This is a genomic window from Citrobacter sp. Marseille-Q3906 (genome assembly GCF_916618775.1).
Classification (GTDB): Bacteria; Pseudomonadota; Gammaproteobacteria; order Enterobacterales; family Enterobacteriaceae; genus Citrobacter; species Citrobacter murliniae.
This window is the reverse complement of sequence record NZ_CAKAKA010000002.1, coordinates 2,703,208-2,725,740: the sequence shown is the minus strand read 5'-3', so window position 1 is coordinate 2,725,740 and position 22,533 is coordinate 2,703,208. Positions and strand designations below refer to the sequence as shown.

Below are 22,533 nucleotides of genomic sequence, written 5' to 3'. Positions count from 1 at the left end.
GTCTGGTGAGTATGCCACACGTTGTTGTCCGAATGCTTAAACGACATTTTTTCCGCCGCGCCTTATGGGTGAGCTTGCCGTGCCTGGCGCTGGTAGGGTGTGTACCGAATGCGGTGAATCATATTATCGGTGATTCTTCGCAGGAGAAAATTCCTCCTCATCAATTGGCCGATTACCTTTCAACAGAATGTGCGGATATCTGGTCACTACAGGGTCAGTCCACAGAATCTAATCCGCTGTATTGGCTGCGGGCAATGGATTGTGCCGATCGCATGATGGCGGTTCAGGCGCGCAGTGAAGCCAGTGCCATGCTGGCGGATACCTGGCAGGGCGCTTTCAAACGTGGGATCCTGCTAGGCAGTGCCAATATTACCCCACCAGAACGGCGGGACGCGATTACGCGCCTTGATGCGTTAAGCCCGCAAATCCCCGCTCAGGTACGACCGCTTTATCAGGTCTGGCGCAGCAGCCAAACGCTGCAGTTACAGCTTGCAGAAGAACGCATGCGCTATAGCAAACTCCAGCAGGCATCAGACAGCGATCTTGATACGCTGCGTTTACAACAACAGCATTTGCAAGCCCAGCTCGATCTGACTACCCGCAAACTGGAGAATCTGACGGATATTGAACGCCAGCTTTCTACCCGCAAACCTGCCGGTAACTACAGTCCCGATACGCAGCATGGGAGTGATAAACTCACCACACCTGACAACGGGGATGGTGCGGTGTCGTCATCTGATGAGGTAACGCCATGATAAGCCGTAAACCCGCGCATTTACTGCTTGTAGATGACGATCCTGGGTTGTTGAAATTGCTCGGAATGCGACTGACCAGCGAAGGTTACAGTGTCGTAACGGCGGAAAGCGGTCTGGAAGGACTGCGGATCCTGAACCGTGAAAAGGTGGATCTGGTTATTAGCGATCTGCGCATGGATGAAATGGACGGTATGCAACTGTTTACTGAAATCCAGAAAGTCCAGCCTGGGATGCCGGTTATTATTCTTACGGCTCATGGTTCTATTCCTGATGCTGTTGCCGCTACTCAGCAGGGTGTTTTCAGTTTTCTCACTAAGCCGGTCGATAAAGACGCGTTATACAATGCCATTGACGGGGCGCTGGAACAGTCTGCGCCCGCCACTGATGACCGCTGGCGTGAATCAATCGTTACCCGCAGTCCTCTGATGTTGCGTTTGTTGGAGCAGGCACGGATGGTGGCGCAATCAGACGTCAGCGTACTGATCAACGGTCAAAGCGGTACCGGGAAAGAGGTTTTCGCTCAGGCTATTCACAACGCCAGCCCGCGAAGCCACAAACCTTTCATTGCGATTAACTGCGGCGCGTTGCCGGAACAACTGCTCGAGTCTGAACTGTTTGGTCATGCGCGCGGCGCCTTTACCGGCGCGGTGAGCAACCGTGAAGGGTTATTTCAGGCCGCTGAAGGCGGGACGCTGTTTCTCGATGAGATAGGTGACATGCCCGCGCCATTACAGGTCAAATTATTGCGCGTGTTGCAAGAGCGTAAAGTCCGCCCCCTTGGCAGCAATCGTGATATCGACATTGATGTGCGGATCGTTTCTGCGACGCACCGTGATCTGCCCAAAGCGATGGCGCGGGGTGAGTTTCGCGAAGATTTATTCTATCGCCTCAATGTCGTGAGTTTGAAGATCCCGACGCTGGCCGAGCGTACTGAAGACATCCCACTACTGGCAAACCATCTGCTACGCCAGTCTGCTGAGCGGCACAAACCGTTCGTGCGTGCATTTTCGACTGACGCGATGAAACGTTTAATGACAGCCAGTTGGCCAGGAAACGTGCGTCAGTTGGTCAACGTGATTGAACAGTGTGTGGCGCTAACTTCTTCACCGGTAATCAGCGATGCGCTGGTGGAGCAGGCGCTGGAAGGCGAAAATACTGCGCTGCCAACCTTTGTCGAAGCGCGTAACCAGTTTGAACTCAACTACTTGCGTAAGTTGTTGCAAATTACCAAAGGCAACGTTACTCATGCGGCGAGAATGGCGGGGCGCAACCGGACGGAGTTCTATAAGTTGCTCTCTCGACACGAACTGGATGCGAACGATTTCAAAGAATAATTTTACACTGCATCATTCAAGCTGCTGCCAGGCATCATGAATGATTTTGTGTAATCGTTTAATGTGTTAGGTTTATCCGATCAAAAGACAGGCGACCTTTTCAAGGAATAGCATGAAAAAGATTGATGCGATTATTAAACCCTTCAAGCTGGACGACGTCCGCGAAGCGCTGGCAGAAGTCGGCATTACCGGTATGACTGTGACGGAAGTGAAAGGATTTGGCCGTCAGAAAGGCCATACCGAACTGTATCGCGGCGCGGAATATATGGTGGATTTTCTGCCGAAGGTGAAAATTGAAATTGTGGTAACTGACGATATTGTTGATACCTGCGTCGATACCATTATTCGTACTGCACAAACGGGTAAAATTGGCGACGGCAAGATTTTTGTCTTTGACGTGGCACGCGTTATTCGTATTCGTACCGGTGAAGAAGACGACGCGGCAATTTAAGTCGGGTCTGCTTAGCAGGCCTGACAGGCGTAGCGCCATCAGGCCTGCTTTATAACGAACTACAGCACTTTATGTGGACCGAAACATTCGTAGTGTATGTTTTCGTTCTTCACGCCCAGACCGACCAGTTGCTTCGCGGCAAACTGCATAAAGCCAACCGGACCGCACAGATAAAACTGCATTGACGGGTCGCTGATTGCACCTTCCATCTTGTTTAAATCCATCAGTCCTTCGCTGTCATATCCACCTTTTTCGCGATCCGCTTCGTTCGGCTCACGATACCAGGTATGTGCAGTAAAGCGCGGCAGCGTTTTACCCAGTTCACTTACTTCATCGGCAAAAGCATGCACATCGCCGTTTTCTGCCGCGTGGAACCAGTTAACCAGTGCGGTGTGCCCGGATTTTGCCAGCGTATCCAGCATGGCCAGCATCGGCGTCTGACCAACACCCGCAGAAATCAGAGATACTGGCGTATCGGTTGCCACATCCATGAAAAAATCGCCCGCTGGTGCGGCTAAATGAACGATGTCACCGATATTCGCGTGGTTATGCAACCAGGTAGAAACCTGGCCGCCGTCTTCGCGTTTAACGGCAATACGATAGCCTTTACCATCCGGTTTGCGGGTCAGAGAGTACTGACGAATTTCCTGATGCGGGAAACCTTCCGGCTTCAGCCAGACGCCCAGATATTGCCCCGGATGGTATTCTGCCACCGCACCGCCATCGACCGGCTCAAACTCAAAGCTGGTGATTAACGCGCTACGCGGGGTTTTTGCCACGATACGGAACGGACGAGTACCTTCCCAGCCGCCATTTTTGTTGGCGTTTTCACTGTAAATCTGTGCTTCGCGGTTGATGAAGACGTTAGCCAGCACGCCATACGCTTTGCCCCAGGCATCCAGTACTTCCTGACCTGGACTGAACATTTCGTCCAGCGTTGCCAGCAGGTGACCGCCCACGATGTTGTACTGCTCGGGCTTAATCTGGAAGCTGGTATGCTTCTGGGCTATTTTCTCAACCGCAGGCAGCAACGCCGCCAGGTTTTCGATATTGCTGGCGTAAGCGGCGATGGCGTTAAATAACGCTTCACGTTGATCGCCATTACGCTGGTTACTCATGTTGAAAATTTCTTTGAGTTCGGGGTTATGCGTAAACATGCGATCGTAGAAATGGGCGGTCAGCTTCGGGCCTGTCTCAACCAGCAGGGGAATGGTGGCTTTCACTGTAGCGATGGTTTGTGCGTCAAGCATACTGTCTTCCTTTATCTGAGACTTTAATGATGTATGTCAAATACATCTTATAAAAAATACCCCTGCATTGTAAATGGTTCTTTGTAACTTTGCGTTGTAATGGTTACAACGTGAAAAATCTGCATCACAAACCTGAAAAGAAATCCGTTGAAATTAAGCAGACCTTTGTTCTCCAAAGCCTTGCGTGCTCTGAAGGTAATCGTTTGCGTAAAATCCTTTGTCAAGACCTGTTATCGAAGAATGATTCGGTTATACTGTTGGCCGAAGTCCAACGGGACTGCCTTTTTAGGCCGAAATTCTATTGTTAGCTGAGTCAGGAGATGCGGATGTTAAAGCGTGAAATGAACATTGCCGATTATGATGCCGAACTGTGGCAGGCTATGGAGCAGGAAAAAGTACGTCAGGAAGAGCACATCGAACTGATCGCCTCCGAAAACTACACCAGCCCGCGCGTGATGCAGGCGCAGGGGTCTCAGCTGACCAACAAATACGCTGAAGGTTATCCGGGCAAGCGTTACTACGGTGGTTGTGAATACGTTGATATTGTTGAGCAACTGGCGATTGATCGCGCCAAAGAGCTGTTTGGCGCAGACTACGCTAACGTCCAGCCGCACTCCGGTTCTCAGGCTAACTTCGCTGTCTACACTGCTCTGCTGCAACCGGGTGATACCGTTCTGGGTATGAACCTGGCGCAAGGCGGTCACCTGACTCACGGTTCCCCGGTAAACTTCTCAGGTAAACTGTACAACATCGTCCCTTACGGTATCGATGAATCCGGTAAGATTGACTACGAAGACATGGCGAAGCAGGCTCAGGAGCACAAACCGAAGATGATTATCGGTGGCTTCTCTGCTTACTCCGGAGTGGTTGATTGGGCAAAAATGCGTGAAATCGCCGACAGCATTGGCGCATACCTGTTCGTCGACATGGCGCACGTTGCCGGTCTGATTGCCGCGGGCGTGTACCCGAACCCGGTTCCGCATGCTCATGTTGTTACCACCACTACCCACAAAACCCTGGCGGGTCCGCGCGGCGGCCTGATCCTGGCAAAAGACGGTAGCGAAGAGCTGTACAAAAAACTGAACTCTGCTGTATTCCCTAGCGCGCAGGGCGGCCCACTGATGCACGTTATCGCGGCGAAAGCGGTGGCACTGAAAGAAGCGATGGAGCCAGAGTTCAAAGTCTACCAGCAGCAGGTTGCGAAAAACGCCAAAGCGATGGTGGAAGTGTTCCTGAACCGTGGCTACAAAGTGGTTTCTGGCGGTACTGAGAACCACCTGTTCCTGCTGGATCTGGTAGACAAAAACCTGACCGGTAAAGAAGCTGACGCTGCGCTGGGCCGTGCTAACATCACCGTTAACAAAAACAGCGTACCGAACGATCCGAAGAGCCCGTTCGTCACTTCCGGTATTCGTATCGGTTCCCCGGCTGTGACCCGTCGTGGTTTCAAAGAAGCCGAAGTGAAAGAGCTGGCTGGCTGGATGTGCGATGTTCTGGACAACATCAATGATGAAGCTGTAATCGAGCGCGTCAAAGCGAAAGTCCTGGATATCTGCGCACGCTTCCCTGTTTACGCGTAAGTCATTTTTATTGCCGGATGGTGGTTTAACATCACATCCGGTAGTTATATCGATTTAAGCGTCACTGACTCATCTAATAAAGCCGCTATCTGCGGCTTTTTTTCTGCCTGAATCCACTGCCTCAGTAATTGCATTTTACGCCCCTGATTTTTGAGCTATGTCAGTATTGCTCCGCCCTGTTCCGGCTCGTTAGCGATAGCTGTGAAGGCGTGGTTTAAACAGCAACAAAGTCAGACCATTATTGTTCAGGTCTCTACGAATATTCAGGTGATCATGAGCCTGGCCGGTACAGGAGAGGCTTTGATGCCCGGTTATATGAATAATTTTAATACCGAGCTGGTGGTTTTCAGGCCAAAAGTCGGCGATAAAATCTGCGCTGGCGGATTTTATCGCTACGGTACAGGGATGTTTGGCAGTGACTATGACGGGTAATGACTACAGCTCGCTAAGCTGTGATTCCACATACAGATAACCAATTCCCATCAATTGCTGAGCGCGGTTAAGTTGACCGAAGCTTATCTGTGTTGCTCTGGCACGCGGATTATCGCCGTGGTCGAACGGATTAAATCCGGTTTGCTGTACCAGAGTATGTAACCAACTATCACCAAAGGCGCAGCTACGGCCGTACAGCCATATTTGATTAATATTCAATATATTCAGAAAGTTATACAGACTCAGTCCAATTGCACTGGCTGCGTGTTCGGCCCAGGCCTGAATACGCACATCTCCGTGTTTCCAGGCATCAATTAGTTGATCGGTAGTCAGTGTTTCCGGATCATAATGGGGTGCCGGTTGAGATTTCATCCACACTCTGGCCTGTTTTTTCAGTGCACTAAGAGATGCCACTGTCTCCAGACAACCGTAACGCCCACAGTCACAGGCAATCCCATCGGGATCAATGATGGTATGACCAATCTGGCCGCTGCCATACAAACTGCCACGCCAGATACTGTCGTTGATCACGAACGATGAACCAATCCCGTAATCGACGTTAATGACACAAAAGTCGCCGTTAGCTGCCGGATTCTGCCACTTTTCAGCCAGTGCCAGCATGACACAGTCATTATCCAGACGTACCTGTACACCCAGCATTTCCTCCAGCAGATATTTTATTTCAACCGGTGTTTTCCACGGTGCCTGCGGCATCGTTTTGGAGGCACCGGTAACAGGATCAACCTGCCCGTGAACGCCCAGAGCGAGGTTAATGGTCACCTCGGGATACTGCCGACGATACTCCCGCCAGTGTGTCGCTAATGCAGCCAGTAACGCTTTTGGCGTCTCTGGAGTGATAACTTCATGTCGCCAGTCACCGACGGCCATCAACCGTGCGTCCGCCAGTTGGCTGATGATGCTGGTGGGAGTGACGTTAATACACAACGTCCAGGCGCCTTTTTCCGGCAAATGATAGCTGCCGCTGCTCAAACCGCGCTGGCTTAACGTTTCCCGGGAGTGGCTGATTCTCCCTTCATCCATTAACTCTTCGAGGATGTTGCTCACCGCCGGGATCGACAGACTGGTGAGCTGCGCCAGCTGTGACTTACTGAGCTGTTTTTCCCGCCACAGATGCGACAAAAAAATCTGTTTATTCGCCTGGCGAACTCTGGCGTTATTGAATCCCGGTCGCTGCATTCACTTAACTCCCTTAACTGTATTGCGTGAGCATTGCGCATTTTAACGCCACTTAACTGCCGCAGAATAGCATCAGGTTAAGTTTTTACTTTTGTTTATTGAGTGGAGAGCGGCATGTACGGTTCAGTTAAGGTTTGGCAGGAAACGATCACCCTCCCAACATGGACTGCGGGCGAGGAAGACGCTAACCCGATGTTTCTGGAGAAACGGGTTTATCAGGGATCTTCAGGCGCGGTTTATCCCTATGGCGTGATTGATACGCTGACTGGTAAGCGTGAAATGCGCGATTACCAGGCGGTGTGGATGGAGAATGATTTCATTCGCATTATGCTGTTACCGGAGCTGGGCGGGCGCATTCACCGTGCATATGACAAAGTGCAGCAGCGCGATTTCGTTTACTACAACGAAGTGGTCAAACCTGCGCTGGTAGGGCTGCTCGGGCCATGGATTTCTGGCGGTATTGAATTTAACTGGCCGCAGCACCACCGCCCAACCACGTTTATGCCGGTTGATTTTACGCAACAGCAAGGTGAGCAGGGTGAATACACCGTGTGGATGGGAGAAGTTGAACCCATGCGTGGTTTACAGGTCATGACCGGATTCACGCTGTACCCGGATCGCGCTCTGATTGAAATAACCGGTAAGGTGTTTAATGGCAATGCCACTCCGCGCCACTTTTTATGGTGGGCGAATCCGGCAGTGAAGGGCGGTGACGATCACCAGAGCGTTTTCCCGCCGGATGTGACCGCAGTTTTCGATCATGGTAAGCGCGATGTGTCTGCGTTCCCTATCGCTACCGGTACTTACTACAAAGTGGATTACTCCGCTGGCGTGGATATCTCCCGCTACAAAAACGTCCCGGTTCCAACCTCCTATATGGCTGAAAAATCAAACTATGATTTTGTCGGCGCATGGCATCACGGGGAACGTGGAGGATTGTTGCACGTTGCAGATCACCACGTTTCACCGGGGAAAAAGCAGTGGACCTGGGGATACGGTGATTTTGGCGTCGCCTGGGATCGTAACCTCACCGATGACAACGGTCCGTATATTGAACTGATGACAGGGGTCTTTACCGATAACCAGCCTGACTTTACCTGGCTTGCTCCGTACGAAGAGAAAGTCTTCGTACAAAATTTTCTGCCCTACAGTGAACTTGGCATGGTGCAAAACGCCAGCACGCAGCTGGCGCTTCGTCTGGAGCGTGATGGCAGCCAGCTCTCTATTGGTGTCTATGCCATTGCGCCGCTGCGGGATGTGCAGGTTACGCTTTCTGCAAAGGGACAACCATTCTATGAAAATACGCTGACCCTGGCGCCGGGGCAAAGCTGGCTGGCTGACGTGTCTGATGGCGGTCATACTCGGGTGATGATGAGCGTGACGCGGGCTGATGGTGTTACGCTTCTGGATTATGAAGAGCACATTGCCGAAGAGCTACCACTGCCTAAGGCGGCTGTTGCCCCTGCGCAACCAGAAGCATTGTCCAATACCGATGAACTCTATTTTATTGGGCAGCATCTGGAACAGTACAACCACGCCAGCCGCTATGCGGAGGACTATTATCGCCGTGCGCTCGAGGTAGACCCACAGGACTATCGCAATAATGTGGCGCTGGGAACGCTGGCACTAAACCGTGCTGACTGGATCCTGGCCGAACGTTGCGCGCGCAAGGCGCTGGAACGTGCGCATAAGCTTAATAAGAATCCGCGCGATGGTGAAGCGAGCATGTTGCTGGCCGCTGCGCTGGAGCGTCAGGGTGACGATGACAGCGCCTGGGAAAATTACTATAAGGCAAGCTGGAGCGGCAACTGTCGCGATGCGGCGTTCTGGTCATTATCACGCCTGGCGATGAAACGCCAGGACTACGCCGGTGCGCTGGAAAAGGTAGAACAGAGCCTGCGTTTTAACGGTAGTAATAACCTCGCCATGGGGTTGAAAGCCCTCGCGCTGGCGAAACTGAATCTTCCTGCGAAAGCACTGGACTATATTACCCAACAGCTTGTTGATTATCCGCTGAGTTATACCCTGCACTACGCGCGCTGGGCAATCAGCCAGGATGATGACTCAGCACAAGCGCTTATCTCCATTACCGGTCGACGTGGCACGAATGCCTGCGAGCTGGCAGGATGGCTGACCTCATTTGGTCAGCAGGATGCCGCCCGTGATGTGCTGGAACTGCTCGACAGCCAGGAAACATTACCGATGTTGTGGCGAGCCTCACTGAGCGAGGATCCGCAGCCTTTCATTGACCGTGCCCGTAAGTGTCTGCAAAAACGCGTGCGTTTCCCTAATACGCTGGATGAAGTGCAGATGCTGCAAACGCTGGCGCAGAGTGCCTTTGCCCGCTACTTGTTGGGGTGTTTCTGGTACAGCAAACGGCGTTATACCGAAGCGGTTTCTTGCTGGCAATTTACCCTTGAGCAGGAGCCGGATTTTGCCCCGGTGCACCGATTACTGGGGATTTACGCCTGGAACAAACAGCACGATGCATCGCTGGCGAAACGCTATCTGTCTCAGGCTGTGGCGCTGGAGCCACAAAATGCGCGTTTCCTGTTTGAACTCGATTATCTCAATAAGCTGATGGCGCAACCGGCTGAACAGCGTTTAGCAAAACTTGAAGCCAGTAAAGACGTGGTATTCCATCGCGATGATCTGACGGTAGAACTGCTCAGTCTGTGGAATGGGCTGGGGCACTATGATGCTGCTGCGGCAGTGCTGAGTGAGCGCGTATTTCACCCCTGGGAAGGAGGTGAAGGCAAAGCCACCGGACAATATCTGCTTAATCAACAACATCGGGCGCTGGCTGCTATTCAGGCAGGCGACTACCAAACTGCCATCATTTTGTTGCAGAAGGCATTGCACTACCCGCAGAACCTGGGGGAAGGACGTTTACCCGGACAAACGGATAATGACATCTGGTATTTGCTGGGTTATTGCACCAAACAGCAGGGATATATCGAAGAAGCCCGGCAGTATTTTGTGCGAGCAACTCGCGGTGGCAGTTCGCTTGATGCCGGACGCTATTACAACGATCAGCCGGTGGATTATCTCTTCTGGCAGGGTATGGCATTGAGAGCGTTGAGCGATAACGCAGAAGCAGACAACCTGTTTCACAGCTTCCTGCAATGGGTCGAGTCGCAACACGACAAGGTTCCTGAAGTCGATTTCTTTGCAGTATCGCTTCCCGATCTTGTAGTGCTGGACACCTCTGCACAAGCGAAACACCAGCAACACTGTCTGTTCATCAATGCGCTTGGGCATCTGGGACTGGGAAATATTCCTGACTCCCGGCACTTCCTGGATGCGCTTCTGCAACTCAATCCGGCGCATGACAAGGCGCAACTGCTGCGTCACGCCATTAACGTAAAGCTATTCCTGTAACGCTCTGATCGGGTGGGGGCGACTCCACCCGAAACCTTCTGTCCCCTGCGTTTCCCTGAAAGAGGAATCATAATGAATAACGCGCAGACACATTTAAAGATTGGCTATGTCTGGACTATCTGCCTGGTTGCGGCTTGCGGTGGTTTACTGTTTGGCTATGACTGGGTGGTGATTGGCGGGGCAAAACCCTTCTATGAAGCTTACTTCTCTATAACCGATCCGGCACAGTCTGGTTGGGCGATGAGTTCGGCGCTGGTGGGCTGTATCTTTGGTGCGTTGATTTCCGGTTGGTGCGCCGACAAGTTCGGCCGCAAAATGCCGCTTATTCTCTCAGCGATACTCTTCAGCGCTTCGGCCTGGGGTACCGCCGTAGCCAGCAACTTCGACATGTTTATTGTCTATCGAATTGTTGGTGGTGTAGGGATTGGTCTGGCGTCGGCGCTCAGCCCACTTTATATCGCCGAGGTCAGCCCGGCTGAAAAGCGCGGTCGCTTTGTGGCGGTCAACCAACTGACCATCGTAATTGGCGTGCTGGCAGCACAACTGATCAACCTGATGATTGCGGAACCGGTTGCAACCGGCGCCACGCAGCAGGCGATTGTTGAAAGCTGGAATGGCCAGATGGGCTGGCGCTGGATGTTTGGCGCCGAGTTAGTGCCTGCGGTGGTGTTCCTGGTTTTGATGTTCTTTGTACCGGAATCACCGCGCTGGCTGGTGAAGGCTGGGAAGGTCGAGCGTGCGCGAGCTATGTTGCAACGGATTGGTTCTGCCGAATATGCCGGACAAACTTTGCAAGAGATCGAACATACTCTGCAAAAAGATAATCATAGGGTGGCCTGGTCCACGCTATTACAACCGCAGATCAAACCGATCGTCATTATTGGAATGGTACTGGCTGTATTCCAGCAATGGTGTGGGATCAACGTTATCTTCAACTATGCCCAGGAGATCTTTGCGTCCGCCGGGTTCGATATCAATGGGACACTAAAATCTATTGTGGCGACGGGGATTATTAACCTGGTCTTTACCCTGGCCGCGTTACCACTGGTGGATAAAATTGGTCGCCGTAAACTGATGCTGTTTGGGGCCTCTGGACTTACGGTCATCTACGTGTTGATTGCCGGTGCGTATGGGTTAGGTATTCTCGGCTGGCCGGTCCTGGTCCTGGTGCTGGCAGCGATTGCCATTTATGCCCTGACGCTGGCTCCGGTTACCTGGGTATTACTGTCAGAAATTTTCCCTAACCGTGTGCGTGGGCTGGCAATGTCGCTGGGCACACTGGCGCTGTGGATTGCCTGTTTCCTGCTGACTTACACTTTCCCGTTGCTTAATGCGAGTCTCGGCGCATCAGGAAGCTTCCTGCTCTACGGTGTTATTTGTGCCATGGGTTACGTTTATGTGCTACGCAATGTGCCGGAAACTAAAGGCGTAACGCTGGAGGCACTGGAAGAAAAACTGGCGGCACAGCATACGAAGGTTAGTGCATCAGCCCAACAACGAAGCGCCCGATAATGAACGACGCGCTGACGTTGCAAAACGCACATCTGCGGATGTGCGTTGACCCTCAGGGCGGTTCGTTGCTGAGTCTGGTTTCGTTACAACATCAACAACCTGTCTTACGTGAAGGGCAAGGCAAGAAGCCTGGTGATTGCGGCCTGTTCCCTATGCTACCTGTTGCTAATCGTGTGGCGGACAATCGTTTTCTGCTGTGTGGAAACCGGGTGGTTTTACCCCAACATGATGCGGACGATGTTTTCTTTTTACATGGTGACGGTTGGCTGAAACGCTGGGAGGTTGTTGCTGCTACCGAAAGTCATTGTTTACTGCGGTTGCGCAGCCAGCACGCATGTGGCTATGACTATATAGCGGATCTTTGCTATCAGTTGGAAGAGTCAAGCCTTTACGCCTCGTTAATGATAACCCATTGCGGCGTGCAGTCGATGATCTATGGCTGTGGGTTCCATCCGTTTTTTGCCTTTGATTCGCACAGTACGGCGCAGTTTACCGCCGGTGGTTACTGGCCGGAGGGGGAGCAGCACCTGCCACTGAGCTGGCAAAGTGATATTCCGCCGCCTGCAGATTTCATACACGCGCAATATGGCGAAGATGACTGGTTAAATGTGGGATATTCCGGCTGGAGCGGACGGGCTGTTATCCAACATGATGTGATGAAGGTCACGCTTTTAGCGCAAACTCCCTGGCTGATGCTGTTCAGAATGTCGGGTGGCGAGTTCCTTTGCCTTGAGCCGCAGACGCATCCGGTGAATGCCCACAACATGCAGGGACTGCCGGGGTTAAGGGTATTAGGCCAGGGAGAACAGTGCCATTTTTCGATGCAAATTTGCGTAGAGTAGGGCAAGAATCATGTTATCTGCCTGTTAATGCTCTCTTGCGCCAGCCCGTGTTTATCGCCAGACTATCGCCACCAAACGGGAGGGAATCATGGCTTTGCATTCCACGCGCTGGCTGGCGCTCGGTTATTTCACCTACTTTTTTAGCTACGGTATTTTTCTGCCTTTCTGGAGCGTCTGGCTCAAAGGTTTGGGGCTGACGCCGGAAACCATCGGTTTGCTGCTGGGCGCGGGGCTGATTGCACGTTTTCTCGGTAGTTTGCTGATTGCGCCGCGCGTGAGTGATCCCTCTCGTTTGATTACCGCTTTACGTATTCTGGCGCTGCTGACGCTGGTGTTTGCTCTGGCATTTTGGGCGGGTACGCATGTGGCATGGCTGATGGTGGTGATGGTCGGGTTTAACCTGTTTTTCTCACCGCTGGTGCCGCTAACGGATGCGCTGGCTAACACCTGGCAAAAACAGATCACCATGGATTATGGTCGGGTACGTTTGTGGGGATCGGTGGCCTTTGTGATTGGTTCGGCGCTAACCGGTAAACTGGTGAGCCTGTTTGATTACCGGGTTATCCTGGTGCTGCTGACGCTTGGGATGGCTTCAATGCTGCTGGGTATGATGATTCGACCGAGCGTGCAGCCGCAGGGTGAAAGCCGCCAACAGGAGAGTGCCGGATGGCCAGCCTGGCGTTTGCTGATCACGCAGAGTTGGCGTTTTCTTGCCTGTGTGAGCCTGCTGCAAGGCGCACATGCTGCCTATTACGGTTTTAGCGCAATTTATTGGCAGTCCGCCGGGTATTCCGCCTCGGCGGTCGGTTATTTATGGTCGCTGGGCGTGGTTGCCGAAGTGATTATCTTCGCACTGAGCCACAAGCTGTTCCGCCGCTTTAGCGCTCGAGATCTGCTACTGCTTTCTGCTGTTTGTGGCGTTGTACGTTGGGGACTGATGGGTTGGAGCACAGAATTACCGTGGCTGATTGTGGTGCAGATCCTGCATTGCGGTACGTTTACCGTCTGCCACCTGGCGGCCATGCGTTATATTGCTGCGCGCCAGGGCAGTGAAGTGATTCGCCTGCAGGCGGTTTACTCTGCTATTGCGATGGGGGGGAGTATCGCCATCATGACCGTGTTCGCAGGCTTCCTGTATCAGCATTTGGGTAGTGGCGTATTCTGGGTGATGGCGCTGGTTGCTCTGCCTGCCATCGTCTTGCGACCTAAAGTGCAGGCGCAATCTCCGGCGTTATGATTCCAGTATTTTGCGGATCTGTTGTTGCTGATGAGGCGTAAGCGCCAGGTCCGCATGAATTAACGGCGGTGAAAACAGCGGTAGCGGCGTGGTGTACGGTGTGATAATCAGCGCCACGCCACGCGGTGAACCCTGTTTCTGAAAATCCTGCATCGGCATATGTTTTACGTTCAGCGGCAGCAGGGTCAGCTCACGTAGCTGTTGTTCAATATGCGTCTCAAGCCGTTCATTATTGCCCGTCAGCAGGATAATTTGCTTCTCGTGTAAATCCTTCTCCTGCATCAGCCATGCGCCGAAAATCACCGCGACCAGCCCCGCTTCTTCCTCTGAAAACTGCACATCGTATTCCGCTTCGAACCCGTTTAATGCCTCGCGTGTGGTGCGCACCAGCCGGGGATAAAGCCGGCTGAACTCTTCCGGCAGGGTGTTATCAATACCGATGGCAAATAAGCTTCGGTTAAGCGCCTGAGCAAGGTGTATATACAACTGGTCGTTCAGTCCTTGCTCGTCGCTGAAGCGAACGTTGCCATACTCGCGAAAACGCAGTACCAGCCGGGCGATGGCCAGACGCAGACGGCGGTCCTGCTGATGGTTATCACGAATAGGGTCAGGAATACGGATCATCGAAAATAGCAGCGCCATGAACAGCGACTCGCCCAGGGGGGCAGTCTGCATTACGTGGCGTTGCCAGTGACGGCCAATTTCTTCGGCGAGCGGATACTCGGCGCAAGATTGCGCCCAGACCTGCTGTACCGGATTAAACTCCGGGGTGATCCCTGTATGGTGTTGCAGCAGGCAATACTGCAAAAAAAGCCGCAGGAACTGGATATCACGACACTCAAATGGTTTCTGCAACCGCCGGGAACAGAGGTTGATGAGCGCCTGCAAATTAGTATCGTCATACAGCTGGCGTGCGATACCCTGTTGTTTCAGCTCCATTTTTAATGCTGGTGTAAATTGTTGGTTGATAAACGTCGGACACAGGCGCAGTCCACGTCGAAGCCAATGTAACAGGCACAGGCGTTGATTCAGCGGGGTCCCTTCGATTTGATAGCGACCGTTTTGAGTCGAGGTAATCGCGAGCCGGTGATAGCGCTGGATTTCGAGGCCCGCGCCAATGATATCCTCGCGGACAATATTGTCATCGACGCCATTGAGACTGCTGAAGGTCTGCGCAGTGGCGCTTTGTCCCGGCAGAAAAAGCGTCAGCAACATCTGGCAGCGACGTTGGGGAGCAGAAAGTACAGATGGCGGGGCAAGCGTTGACATCATCTGTAAGGTCTCCCGAAAGTATTTTTGATAAGAATAGCTAAAGTTTGCTGATAGAAATGGAGAATGGAATCCTTTCCGCCAGGAATGCTGGGAGACGTCACAGAATTTTTAACGTAAGGAACAGAAGGTCGTAGTTAAACGCAGCGCGTTAACCTGTTTTTTCGCTGTTTTATCTTTGTTTAAACAACAAAAACCCCGCCAGCGGGTGACGGGGTTGGAAAAGTGAGCGGAAATGCGCGGTTTAGACTTTCTGCTTCTGACTTAGCGTTAATCCTACATCACCGCCTGGATGCACCGCCAGCAGGGTTTCTTTTGAGTATCCACTCTCGCTCATCAGACAGGCACAGGCGGCATCAAAGATAGCCAGAACCAAAATAATAGATGTGGTTGCCAGCATATTCAGCGGATCGGCCTCGCGCTGCACGCCCGTGGAAATCACCAGTCTGGAAGCGCTGGCGATGGCTGAATTCGCGTTTTCAGTTACGCTCAGAATCGGTACCTTTCTCGCTGCCAGCCCAGGCAGCAGTCGGGTGAGTTCATCGGAGTTGCCTCCGCGCGACAGCATAATGACCAGATCGCCAGTATCCAAAAAACCCAGGTCGCCATGAGCTGCATCGGTGGCATTGAGGTATATCGCCGGACGCTCAACGCAGGCAAGCATATGCGCCACTTTGCGCGCCGCAATGCCAGAAGTACCCACGCCGGTTACCACTATTTTACCTTTGCAACTGCGCAATTCTGTCAGCAGAGCTTGCCAGACCTGTTCATTCAAATGGTGTTGAAGACCTGCGAGGGCATCGCTGTAGAGATGCCACACGTGGGTGGCCTGAGACCATGAATCACTCATGCGTCCTCCTGCATCAGCTTGCGGTATTTCATATGATCCTGATACATCTCGTGGAAGACGCGATATTTACGGTCATAGTACTGCTTAATCCGGTTGGTCTGTGGCGTGACTGTTTTACCAATGCGGCTCATTGCCGACATTGCTTCCGGGAAAGTTTCGAATACCCCTGCCGCGATAGTTCCCATCATTGCGCTGCCCAGCAGCATGGCTTCGCTCTCTTCCGGCAGCAGCATGGCGCAGCCGGTGGCATTGGCATGTTCCTGAACAAAGATTGGGTTTTTCGTGCCGCCGCCACTGGCCATAATCGTATCGATGTTGTAACCGCTTTGATTCATCGTTTCGATAATATGACGCGTTCCCAGGGCAATGGACTGGATGGTTGCCAGATACTGCAACGCCATATCCTCGGGCGTGCGGGACAGCTTCAGCCCGGTGATAGCGCCGGTGAGTGTCGGGTTCGCGCGCGGTGAGCGGTTGCCGTGGAAATAGGGAAGAATATGCATATCACGGGTCAGGAACGCGATGTCTTCCGGTTCGCCAGCCATTTTACGTAGCAATGAATTCAGTACTTCGTAAATAGTCTGTCCCTGAGATTTTGCCTGTGCCAGCAGCGTTTCGTAGCATGGGTGCGACTGAATGACGTGGTCGATTAACGCTCCTGTTGCAGACTGCCCGCCTTCGTTGAGCCAGTATTCCGGCAGCACAGCAGAGTAGTAAGGCCCCCAGACACCGCCGATAAAACGCGGCTCTTTGGAAATCGCCATATGCCCGGTAGATGTGCCGCCAATTAGCGCAACGCGGCGGTCAAAATCAGCCACTTCTCCAGAAACGCCGCAGGCCCCAAGCGTGCCGAGCGTACCAGCGTGCGCATCGATAATTGATACGCTGACCGCAGTCCCCGGGATCAGACCCAGTTCGCTGGCGGCACGTGCTGACAACCCGTGCCCGAGCGGTTCGCCCATGGTTTTCACGTAACGACCAATTTTGGCGGCATCGTGCTCCAGCAGGTCTTCCAGCCCAATCTGGCGGAAATAGCTGGCGTCCCATTTGTCTTCATGGCCCATGTAGGTCCATTTGCACACGGTTGAACACAGTGAGCGCGTGTCATCTCCGGTGGCGCGCCAGGTCAGGAAATCAGGCAGATCAAAATAGTAACCCGCGTTTGCCCAGGTGTTGGGCATATGCTGTTTCAGCCATAGCAGTTTTGGGGTCTGCATTTCCGGAGAAATAATTCCTCCGACGTAGTCCAGCACCCGATGGTGCAGGGCGTTAATACGCTCGGCCTGGGTAATGGCCCGGTGATCCATCCACACAATAATGTTCTGCTCGCTGCGCCCGGAAGGGCTGATAGTCAGCGGCTTACCTTCTTTATCCAGAACAACCAGTGAACAGGTAGCGTCGAAACCCAGACCTTTAACCTGGATAGGGTTTATATCTGACTGGTTAATAGCGTCGCGAACCGCGTTACACACAGCCTGCCAGATATTATCAGAGGACTGCTCAACGAAATCAGCTTGCGGACGGTAGATCTCAATGGCCCGACTGGCCTGCCCGACCATCCTGCCGTTGAGATCAAATACCCCTGCGCGGGCGCTTCCGGTTCCGACATCCACACCAATAAAGTAACTTGCCATAATTTTTTCTCCTGAAATCAGGCTTTACGATTCTGTAATGCGATAAAGAGGATCAGTACTGCGCCCCAGAGAGCCATCGTCAGATAGCTACTGATCCCCAGCAAGTTAAGGCCGCTTTCCAGCATTTGCAGCACAATGAGCGCCAGCACCAGGCCGATAATGCGCCCAAAGCCACCATCCGGATTGATACCGCCAAGCACGGAGGCGAGGATGGTTACCAGCAGGTATGATTCACCGTATCCGGCTTTTGCCGAGTTGAATTTCGCCATCATCAGAATGGCCGCTACCCAGCCGAGCAGAGCAGATATGACATACACGGAAATTTGTACGCGAACGGTATTCACACCGCTGTAGCGGGTAGCCTGTTCATTGGAGCCGACAAGATACAGGCTGCGTCCCAGCGTGGTGTGCTCCAGCAGTACCCACAGCAATATGGCGACCAGGAAAAAGAGCAATAGCGCCACAGGGATACCGGCAATGGTGGCATTACCGAGATATTGAATGACCGGCGGGAATCCGGAGATCACCGTCCCGTTGGAGAGCAGAATATTCAGCCCTGAGATAAGCGTCATCGTGCCGAGGGTGGCGAGAATCGGTGAAACGCCCACCCAGGCGATCAGCGCGCCGTTCAGTGTGCCAATGGCAACTGCTACCGCGGCGCCCGCCAGCAGAGCGAGAACCAGAAATAGTGGATTATCCGGGTGGGTGACAATCACCGCAGCCATTACCAGCGAGCAGGCGTTAGCACCGGCAATAATCGACAGGTTAATGCCCCCAGTCAGCATGGTCATGCCCATCCCGAGCGCCAGCATCCCGAGGATCGGTAATTGTGAGCCAATAGACTGGAAGTTAGCGACGCTGAAAAAGCGGCTACCCAGCAGGGCCGAGAAAACCAGCGCCACGACCACAATAATGACGCATTGCAGGCGAATGATGGCATCACCGGGTAAAAATCTGGCGAATGTTTTCATCTCAAAGCTCCTTTGCCAGTTTGCGTTTTTCGTTCCAGGCCGTGGCGCTAATACTGACCAGGATAATGGCGCCGCTGAAAACAGTGTGCCAGTAAGAGGAGACGCTCAGCAGCGTCAGGCCATTTTGTAAGAAAGCCAACAGGACAACGCCGAGCAGAGTTCCCGTCAGCGTACCGCGCCCGCCGCTCATGCTGGTTCCGCCGAGAACGACCGCCGCCAGAACGGTTAGCTCAAAGCCGAGCAGTGAATTGGGAGCGACCGATTGAGTGATTTGTGCCTGAACCACTGCGGCGATGCCTGCGAGAATACCCATATAGCCATACACGTAGAAATGCAGCTTCAGTAGGTTCAGCCCCAGGCGTGAAGCCGCGTCGCGGTTGCCGCCCATGGCGTAAACCTGGCGACCGAGGCGGGTATAGTTCATTAGCACGGCAGTAAAAATAATCACTGCTGCCAGACACAACAAGGGAAGAGTAAGGCCGTAGTCGTAGCCGTCCGCAGCAGTGAACGAGAACCAGTTGATACCGTTCATAAACCAGTCTGGAAAACCGTACAGCCAGGTGCCCTTCGTTGTGTAAACCAGCAGACCGTAGTAGACGTTCAGCGTGGCAATGGTAATGATGATCGCCGGAACACGCAGCCAGTAGACCAGAAAACCGTTGATAAGCCCGAGCAGTAGACCGACAGCAATCGCGATAACCAGCGCCAGCGCGAAGTTGCCGCCGTGGCCGATAATCCAACTGGCCATCGCGTATTGGGCAATGGCGGTCATAGCAGGGAATGAAATATCGATTCCGCCGGAAATCAGTACTACAAACAGCCCACAGGCAAGGATGCCGAGAATGGCGTAGCTGGTGGCGACGTCCGTCAGGTTCCCCAGTGACAGGAACTCATCGGTGCTGACGCTCAGTCCGACGGCAAGGGCAACCACCAGCAGCCCCAGCCAGAACTCATGTTGCCCGATCAAACGGGAGATACGCATACTATTCATTGATTACCTCAACCACTTCAGCAATCTCCTCTTCACTACAGTGATGAGGATTAAATTCCGCCACCAGCTTGCCGCGACGCATCACCAGCACGCGGTGGCTGTTGTAATACGCTTCCGGAATTTCATCGCAAATCATTAACACAGCCATTCCCTGTTCGGCCAGATCGCGGGCGATCTGGTAAATGCCCTCTTTGTTAGCGATGTCCACGCCAACGGTTGGTGAGTCAAGGATCAGGATGCGCGGATTAGTCGCCACCCATTTGGCAATGGCAATGCGCTGGGCATTGCCGCCGGAAAGTGTTTTCACTGGCAGATGCGGATCGGAGACTTTAATGTTCAGCTCGCGGATCAAATCAGAGACCAGCTTCTGCGCTTTGCGATGATCGAGCAGACCGCTGCGAGTGTGCAGTTGGTCAAATACGGTGACGATGGTGTTGTCGTAGATTGACTGCTCCATGATCAGCCCTTGCGTCAGGCGATCTTCCGAGACATAGCCGATCCCGTGTTTAATAGCGTCGTGGTTATTGCGAAGCTGAACCGGCTGACCGTTAATACGGATCTCACCGCTTTCAGGATGCGTCATGCCGAACAGGCTCAGGCATAGCTCGGTTCTCCCGGCTCCCAGCAGGCCGACAATGGAAACAATCTCACCGCTACGCAGAGACAGATTGATATTTTGGTATTTTCCTCTACGACTGAGATCGCGCAGTTCCAGTAACGGTTCCTGTTCGACGGGCGGTTTCTCTGGCAACGGGCTGTAGTGGAAGCGCTGCCCGGTCATCAGGAAGGCCAGTTCGTGACTGTCAAGTTCACTGGCAGGGAAAGTCCCCACCAGCTTACCGTCGCGCATTACGCTGATACGGTCTGCTACTTCCATCACTTCATCAAGGCGATGGCTGACAAAGACAACGCAGATCCCGGCTGCTTTTAATTCGTTGACTACCCGCAGCAGACCATTCACTTCCTGGCGGGTCAGGGAGGCGGTTGGTTCATCCATGATCACCAGACGGGCGTCGGCAGCAATTGCCCGACAAATAGCCACTAACTGGCGATCGGCAATAGAGAGTTTTTCGACTTTTTTATCAGGATCGATGGTCACACCGATACGCTTCATTGCGGCCAGAGCCTGTTGCTTCATGGACCCGCGACGCACCCAGATATCACCACCCGGCAGGTAGCGGTTGACCGCAATATTTTCCGCGACGCTAAAATTTGGAAATAACGACAGGTCCTGATAAATAACCTGAATGCCGTAATGTGAAGACAGCTGTGGCGTCAGGTGGTGGAACAATTTGCCGTCGAGTAAAATCTGCGCACCTTTTTCAGGATGATAAACCCCGGAGATCACTTTAATAATGGTGCTTTTGCCACAGCCGTTCTGACCTGCCAGACAGTGAACTTCGCCTTTTTTCAGCGTCAGATTCACGTTATCCAGCGCCAGCACGCCCGGGAATTGTTTGCTGATATTCTCAAGAGTGATAAATGCGGTGGTGTCTGTCATGGACAATACCCCTGCGAGCGTCCTGCTGGACGCTGAGTGTTAGTTTTGTGGATAACGCCGACCAGGCGGTCGGCGTGAGGTTCCCTGGTGTTGGCTAAGGCCTTAGAAACCGAGTGATTGTGCGTTATCTTTGGTGACTTCGAGGATCTTGTTAAAGCGGATCACTTTCTTCTCCATGTCGACATCGGCTTTCCCTAAACTATCGATACTCAGATCGGCGTTGACTTCTTTACCCTGCAACAGTTGATCGGCAACCGTGACCAGTGCGTAGCCAGCGTCTTTCGGATCCCACAGCAGCGCTTTTTTGATATCGCCGCGCATCAGGTAAGGTGCAGCCTGTGCTGGCATGGCGATACCAACAACGGCAATCTTGTCTTTAGCGCGTTTTTTCTGAACGGCCTGACCTGCTCCGATAGGACCCAGTGAGCCGAAACCAATGATGCCTTTCATCTGCGGATAGGTTTTCATCAGATCCAGCGTAGTGGAGTAGGATTTATCGATACTCTCCGCTACTGGCAGGCGCGAAGTGACTTCAAACATCTCAGGGTATTTTTCTTTCTGATATTTAATCGCGTAGTCAGCCCATGCGTTATGCAGCGGCACCGTCAGCGAGCCCACATAGATGGCATAACCGCCTTTGCCGCCCATATTTTTTGCCAGCTCATCGACGTTGGCCTGTGCGTATTTTTCACTGTCGATGGTTTCGATATCCCACTGACCAATTTGCTCGTCCGGGGATTCGTGGGTCAGAACGACAATGCCTTTCTCGCGAGCTTTTTTCAGGACAGGCTCAAGGACCTTGGCGTCATTCGGCACTACGATTATCGCGTTGACGTTTTTGGCGATCAGATCTTCAATCACTTTTACTTGCTGAGCCGGATCCGGCGTAGAAGGACCGGTCTGGTAAGCATTTACATCTAATTTTTTTGCTGCTTCATTGACGCCGGTTTCCATGCGGTTAAACCATGGAATACCGGTGACTTTAGCAACCACAGCAATCTCATATTTTTCCGCCGCAAAGGACGTACCGGACAACATGCATGCAGAAACCAGGGTTGCACTGAGTAATGCGAGTTTGAATTTCATAGTTGTACCTTTAGTAGGGGGCAGGGCATGTCACGGCGTGAAGTTAACAACGAATGGAAGAGGGAATGAATCATAAGTTTGGTAAATGTGATCTGCGCCCGTTTTTGTGGTTTTTTAGATAAATAATGGTTAAATTTTTGTTAAATATGAATGATTGGGCATTCATGCACTTCAATTGTTTGTTAATAAATAATTAAAATGAAACTATTAATTAACAATTTATTATCATCTTCCTTAAGTTAATGCCTCATGGAAGCATT

General features: G+C 52.6%; 17 protein-coding genes and 1 pseudogene. 9 read left to right on the top strand and 9 right to left on the bottom strand.

The genetic code is table 11. The features are described from left to right. Window positions 1–11 precede the first annotated feature (11 nt). The 3 genes from qseG to glnB all read left to right on the top strand — a co-directional run bounded on the left by qseG (window position 12) and on the right by glnB (window position 2,540). Window positions 12–755, top strand: a complete 744-nt coding sequence (gene qseG, locus LG384_RS17190) for a two-component system QseEF-associated lipoprotein QseG (protein WP_225761271.1) — start codon at window positions 12–14, stop codon at window positions 753–755. Further along, the gene (gene glrR, locus LG384_RS17185; protein WP_304413159.1) at window positions 755–2,089 is read left to right on the top strand and encodes a two-component system response regulator GlrR; all 1,335 of its coding nucleotides are present in this window, start codon (window positions 755–757) and stop codon (window positions 2,087–2,089) included. Before qseG ends, glrR begins: the two co-directional genes overlap by 1 nt. Before the next feature lie 112 nt (window positions 2,090–2,201). Beyond that, window positions 2,202–2,540 (top strand): nitrogen regulatory protein P-II, encoded by a 339-nt coding sequence (glnB, locus tag LG384_RS17180; protein WP_002914032.1) that lies wholly within the window; start codon window positions 2,202–2,204, stop codon window positions 2,538–2,540. A gap of 59 nt (window positions 2,541–2,599) precedes the next feature. Here the strand turns inward: glnB and hmpA are convergent, their stop codons facing one another. Beyond that, entirely contained in the window at window positions 2,600–3,790 is a 1,191-nt protein-coding gene (gene hmpA / locus LG384_RS17175) for an NO-inducible flavohemoprotein (protein ID WP_225761270.1), read from the bottom strand. A gap of 326 nt (window positions 3,791–4,116) precedes the next feature. Between hmpA and glyA the strand changes: the two genes are divergently transcribed. Then, window positions 4,117–5,370, top strand: a complete 1,254-nt coding sequence (glyA, locus tag LG384_RS17170; protein WP_045446222.1) for a serine hydroxymethyltransferase — start codon at window positions 4,117–4,119, stop codon at window positions 5,368–5,370. Between the two features lie 150 nt (window positions 5,371–5,520). Then, window positions 5,521–5,842 (top strand): annotated as a pseudogene (locus tag LG384_RS17165) (hypothetical protein); the annotation flags it as partial. Here the strand turns inward: LG384_RS17165 and LG384_RS17160 are convergent. Beyond that, window positions 5,806–6,999 (bottom strand): ROK family transcriptional regulator, encoded by a 1,194-nt coding sequence (locus LG384_RS17160; RefSeq protein ID WP_045446219.1) that lies wholly within the window; start codon window positions 6,997–6,999, stop codon window positions 5,806–5,808. The pseudogene LG384_RS17165 and the gene LG384_RS17160 overlap by 37 nt on opposite strands. Before the next feature lie 114 nt (window positions 7,000–7,113). Here LG384_RS17160 and LG384_RS17155 point away from each other — a divergent pair, with 114 nt between their 5' ends. The 4 genes from LG384_RS17155 to LG384_RS17140 all read left to right on the top strand — a co-directional run bounded on the left by LG384_RS17155 (window position 7,114) and on the right by LG384_RS17140 (window position 13,971). Continuing rightward, window positions 7,114–10,380 (top strand): DUF5107 domain-containing protein, encoded by a 3,267-nt coding sequence (locus LG384_RS17155; protein WP_225761269.1) that lies wholly within the window; start codon window positions 7,114–7,116, stop codon window positions 10,378–10,380. Window positions 10,381–10,452: 72 nt separating this feature from the next. After that, window positions 10,453–11,892 carry a sugar porter family MFS transporter gene (locus LG384_RS17150; protein ID WP_045446211.1) on the top strand — a complete coding sequence of 480 codons (1,440 nt, stop codon included), beginning with the start codon at window positions 10,453–10,455 and terminating at the stop codon, window positions 11,890–11,892. Further along, entirely contained in the window at window positions 11,892–12,734 is an 843-nt protein-coding gene (locus tag LG384_RS17145) for an aldose 1-epimerase (RefSeq protein WP_045446208.1), read from the top strand. Before LG384_RS17150 ends, LG384_RS17145 begins: the two co-directional genes overlap by 1 nt. Before the next feature lie 88 nt (window positions 12,735–12,822). After that, the gene (locus tag LG384_RS17140) at window positions 12,823–13,971 is read left to right on the top strand and encodes a 3-phenylpropionate MFS transporter (protein ID WP_200010329.1); all 1,149 of its coding nucleotides are present in this window, start codon (window positions 12,823–12,825) and stop codon (window positions 13,969–13,971) included. On the opposite strand, the gene csiE is transcribed toward LG384_RS17140, so the two are convergent. The 7 genes from csiE to LG384_RS17105 all read right to left on the bottom strand — a co-directional run bounded on the left by csiE (window position 13,966) and on the right by LG384_RS17105 (window position 22,273). Then, window positions 13,966–15,243, bottom strand: coding sequence for a stationary phase inducible protein CsiE (gene csiE, locus LG384_RS17135; RefSeq protein WP_045446202.1), 1,278 nt, complete (start codon window positions 15,241–15,243; stop codon window positions 13,966–13,968). The two genes, LG384_RS17140 and csiE, sit on opposite strands and share 6 nt — an antisense overlap. Before the next feature lie 241 nt (window positions 15,244–15,484). Beyond that, window positions 15,485–16,090, bottom strand: a complete 606-nt coding sequence (locus LG384_RS17130) for an SIS domain-containing protein (protein WP_225761268.1) — start codon at window positions 16,088–16,090, stop codon at window positions 15,485–15,487. Continuing rightward, window positions 16,087–17,724 carry an FGGY-family carbohydrate kinase gene (locus tag LG384_RS17125; RefSeq protein ID WP_048220814.1) on the bottom strand — a complete coding sequence of 546 codons (1,638 nt, stop codon included), beginning with the start codon at window positions 17,722–17,724 and terminating at the stop codon, window positions 16,087–16,089. Before LG384_RS17125 ends, LG384_RS17130 begins: the two co-directional genes overlap by 4 nt. A gap of 17 nt (window positions 17,725–17,741) precedes the next feature. Continuing rightward, window positions 17,742–18,695: an ABC transporter permease gene (locus LG384_RS17120; protein WP_045446193.1), complete on the bottom strand. Its 954-nt coding sequence runs from the start codon at window positions 18,693–18,695 to the stop codon at window positions 17,742–17,744. A 1-nt stretch (window position 18,696) separates the two neighbouring features. Continuing rightward, window positions 18,697–19,686: an ABC transporter permease gene (locus LG384_RS17115; protein ID WP_225761267.1), complete on the bottom strand. Its 990-nt coding sequence runs from the start codon at window positions 19,684–19,686 to the stop codon at window positions 18,697–18,699. Then, entirely contained in the window at window positions 19,679–21,187 is a 1,509-nt protein-coding gene (locus tag LG384_RS17110; RefSeq protein WP_045446187.1) for a sugar ABC transporter ATP-binding protein, read from the bottom strand. The genes LG384_RS17115 and LG384_RS17110 overlap by 8 nt, the downstream gene beginning before the upstream one ends. Before the next feature lie 102 nt (window positions 21,188–21,289). Continuing rightward, complete coding sequence (locus LG384_RS17105; RefSeq protein ID WP_045446184.1) at window positions 21,290–22,273, bottom strand: autoinducer 2 ABC transporter substrate-binding protein; 984 nt, start codon at window positions 22,271–22,273, stop codon at window positions 21,290–21,292. Window positions 22,274–22,533 lie beyond the last annotated feature (260 nt).

What these genes read in the sequence shown, in the direction of transcription:
- qseG (WP_225761271.1), top strand. Translation starts at nt 12, where the DNA reads ATGCCACACGTTGTTGTCCGAATGCTTAAACGACATTTTTTCCGCCGC.
- glnB (WP_002914032.1), top strand. Translation starts at nt 2,202, where the DNA reads ATGAAAAAGATTGATGCGATTATTAAACCCTTCAAGCTGGACGACGTC.
- hmpA (WP_225761270.1), bottom strand. Translation starts at nt 3,790, where the DNA reads ATGCTTGACGCACAAACCATCGCTACAGTGAAAGCCACCATTCCCCTG.
- glyA (WP_045446222.1), top strand. Translation starts at nt 4,117, where the DNA reads ATGTTAAAGCGTGAAATGAACATTGCCGATTATGATGCCGAACTGTGG.
- LG384_RS17160 (WP_045446219.1), bottom strand. Translation starts at nt 6,999, where the DNA reads ATGCAGCGACCGGGATTCAATAACGCCAGAGTTCGCCAGGCGAATAAA.
- LG384_RS17155 (WP_225761269.1), top strand. Translation starts at nt 7,114, where the DNA reads ATGTACGGTTCAGTTAAGGTTTGGCAGGAAACGATCACCCTCCCAACA.
- LG384_RS17150 (WP_045446211.1), top strand. Translation starts at nt 10,453, where the DNA reads ATGAATAACGCGCAGACACATTTAAAGATTGGCTATGTCTGGACTATC.
- LG384_RS17145 (WP_045446208.1), top strand. Translation starts at nt 11,892, where the DNA reads ATGAACGACGCGCTGACGTTGCAAAACGCACATCTGCGGATGTGCGTT.
- LG384_RS17140 (WP_200010329.1), top strand. Translation starts at nt 12,823, where the DNA reads ATGGCTTTGCATTCCACGCGCTGGCTGGCGCTCGGTTATTTCACCTAC.
- csiE (WP_045446202.1), bottom strand. Translation starts at nt 15,243, where the DNA reads ATGATGTCAACGCTTGCCCCGCCATCTGTACTTTCTGCTCCCCAACGT.
- LG384_RS17130 (WP_225761268.1), bottom strand. Translation starts at nt 16,090, where the DNA reads ATGAGTGATTCATGGTCTCAGGCCACCCACGTGTGGCATCTCTACAGC.
- LG384_RS17125 (WP_048220814.1), bottom strand. Translation starts at nt 17,724, where the DNA reads ATGGCAAGTTACTTTATTGGTGTGGATGTCGGAACCGGAAGCGCCCGC.
- LG384_RS17120 (WP_045446193.1), bottom strand. Translation starts at nt 18,695, where the DNA reads ATGAAAACATTCGCCAGATTTTTACCCGGTGATGCCATCATTCGCCTG.
- LG384_RS17115 (WP_225761267.1), bottom strand. Translation starts at nt 19,686, where the DNA reads ATGAATAGTATGCGTATCTCCCGTTTGATCGGGCAACATGAGTTCTGG.
- LG384_RS17110 (WP_045446187.1), bottom strand. Translation starts at nt 21,187, where the DNA reads ATGACAGACACCACCGCATTTATCACTCTTGAGAATATCAGCAAACAA.
- LG384_RS17105 (WP_045446184.1), bottom strand. Translation starts at nt 22,273, where the DNA reads ATGAAATTCAAACTCGCATTACTCAGTGCAACCCTGGTTTCTGCATGC.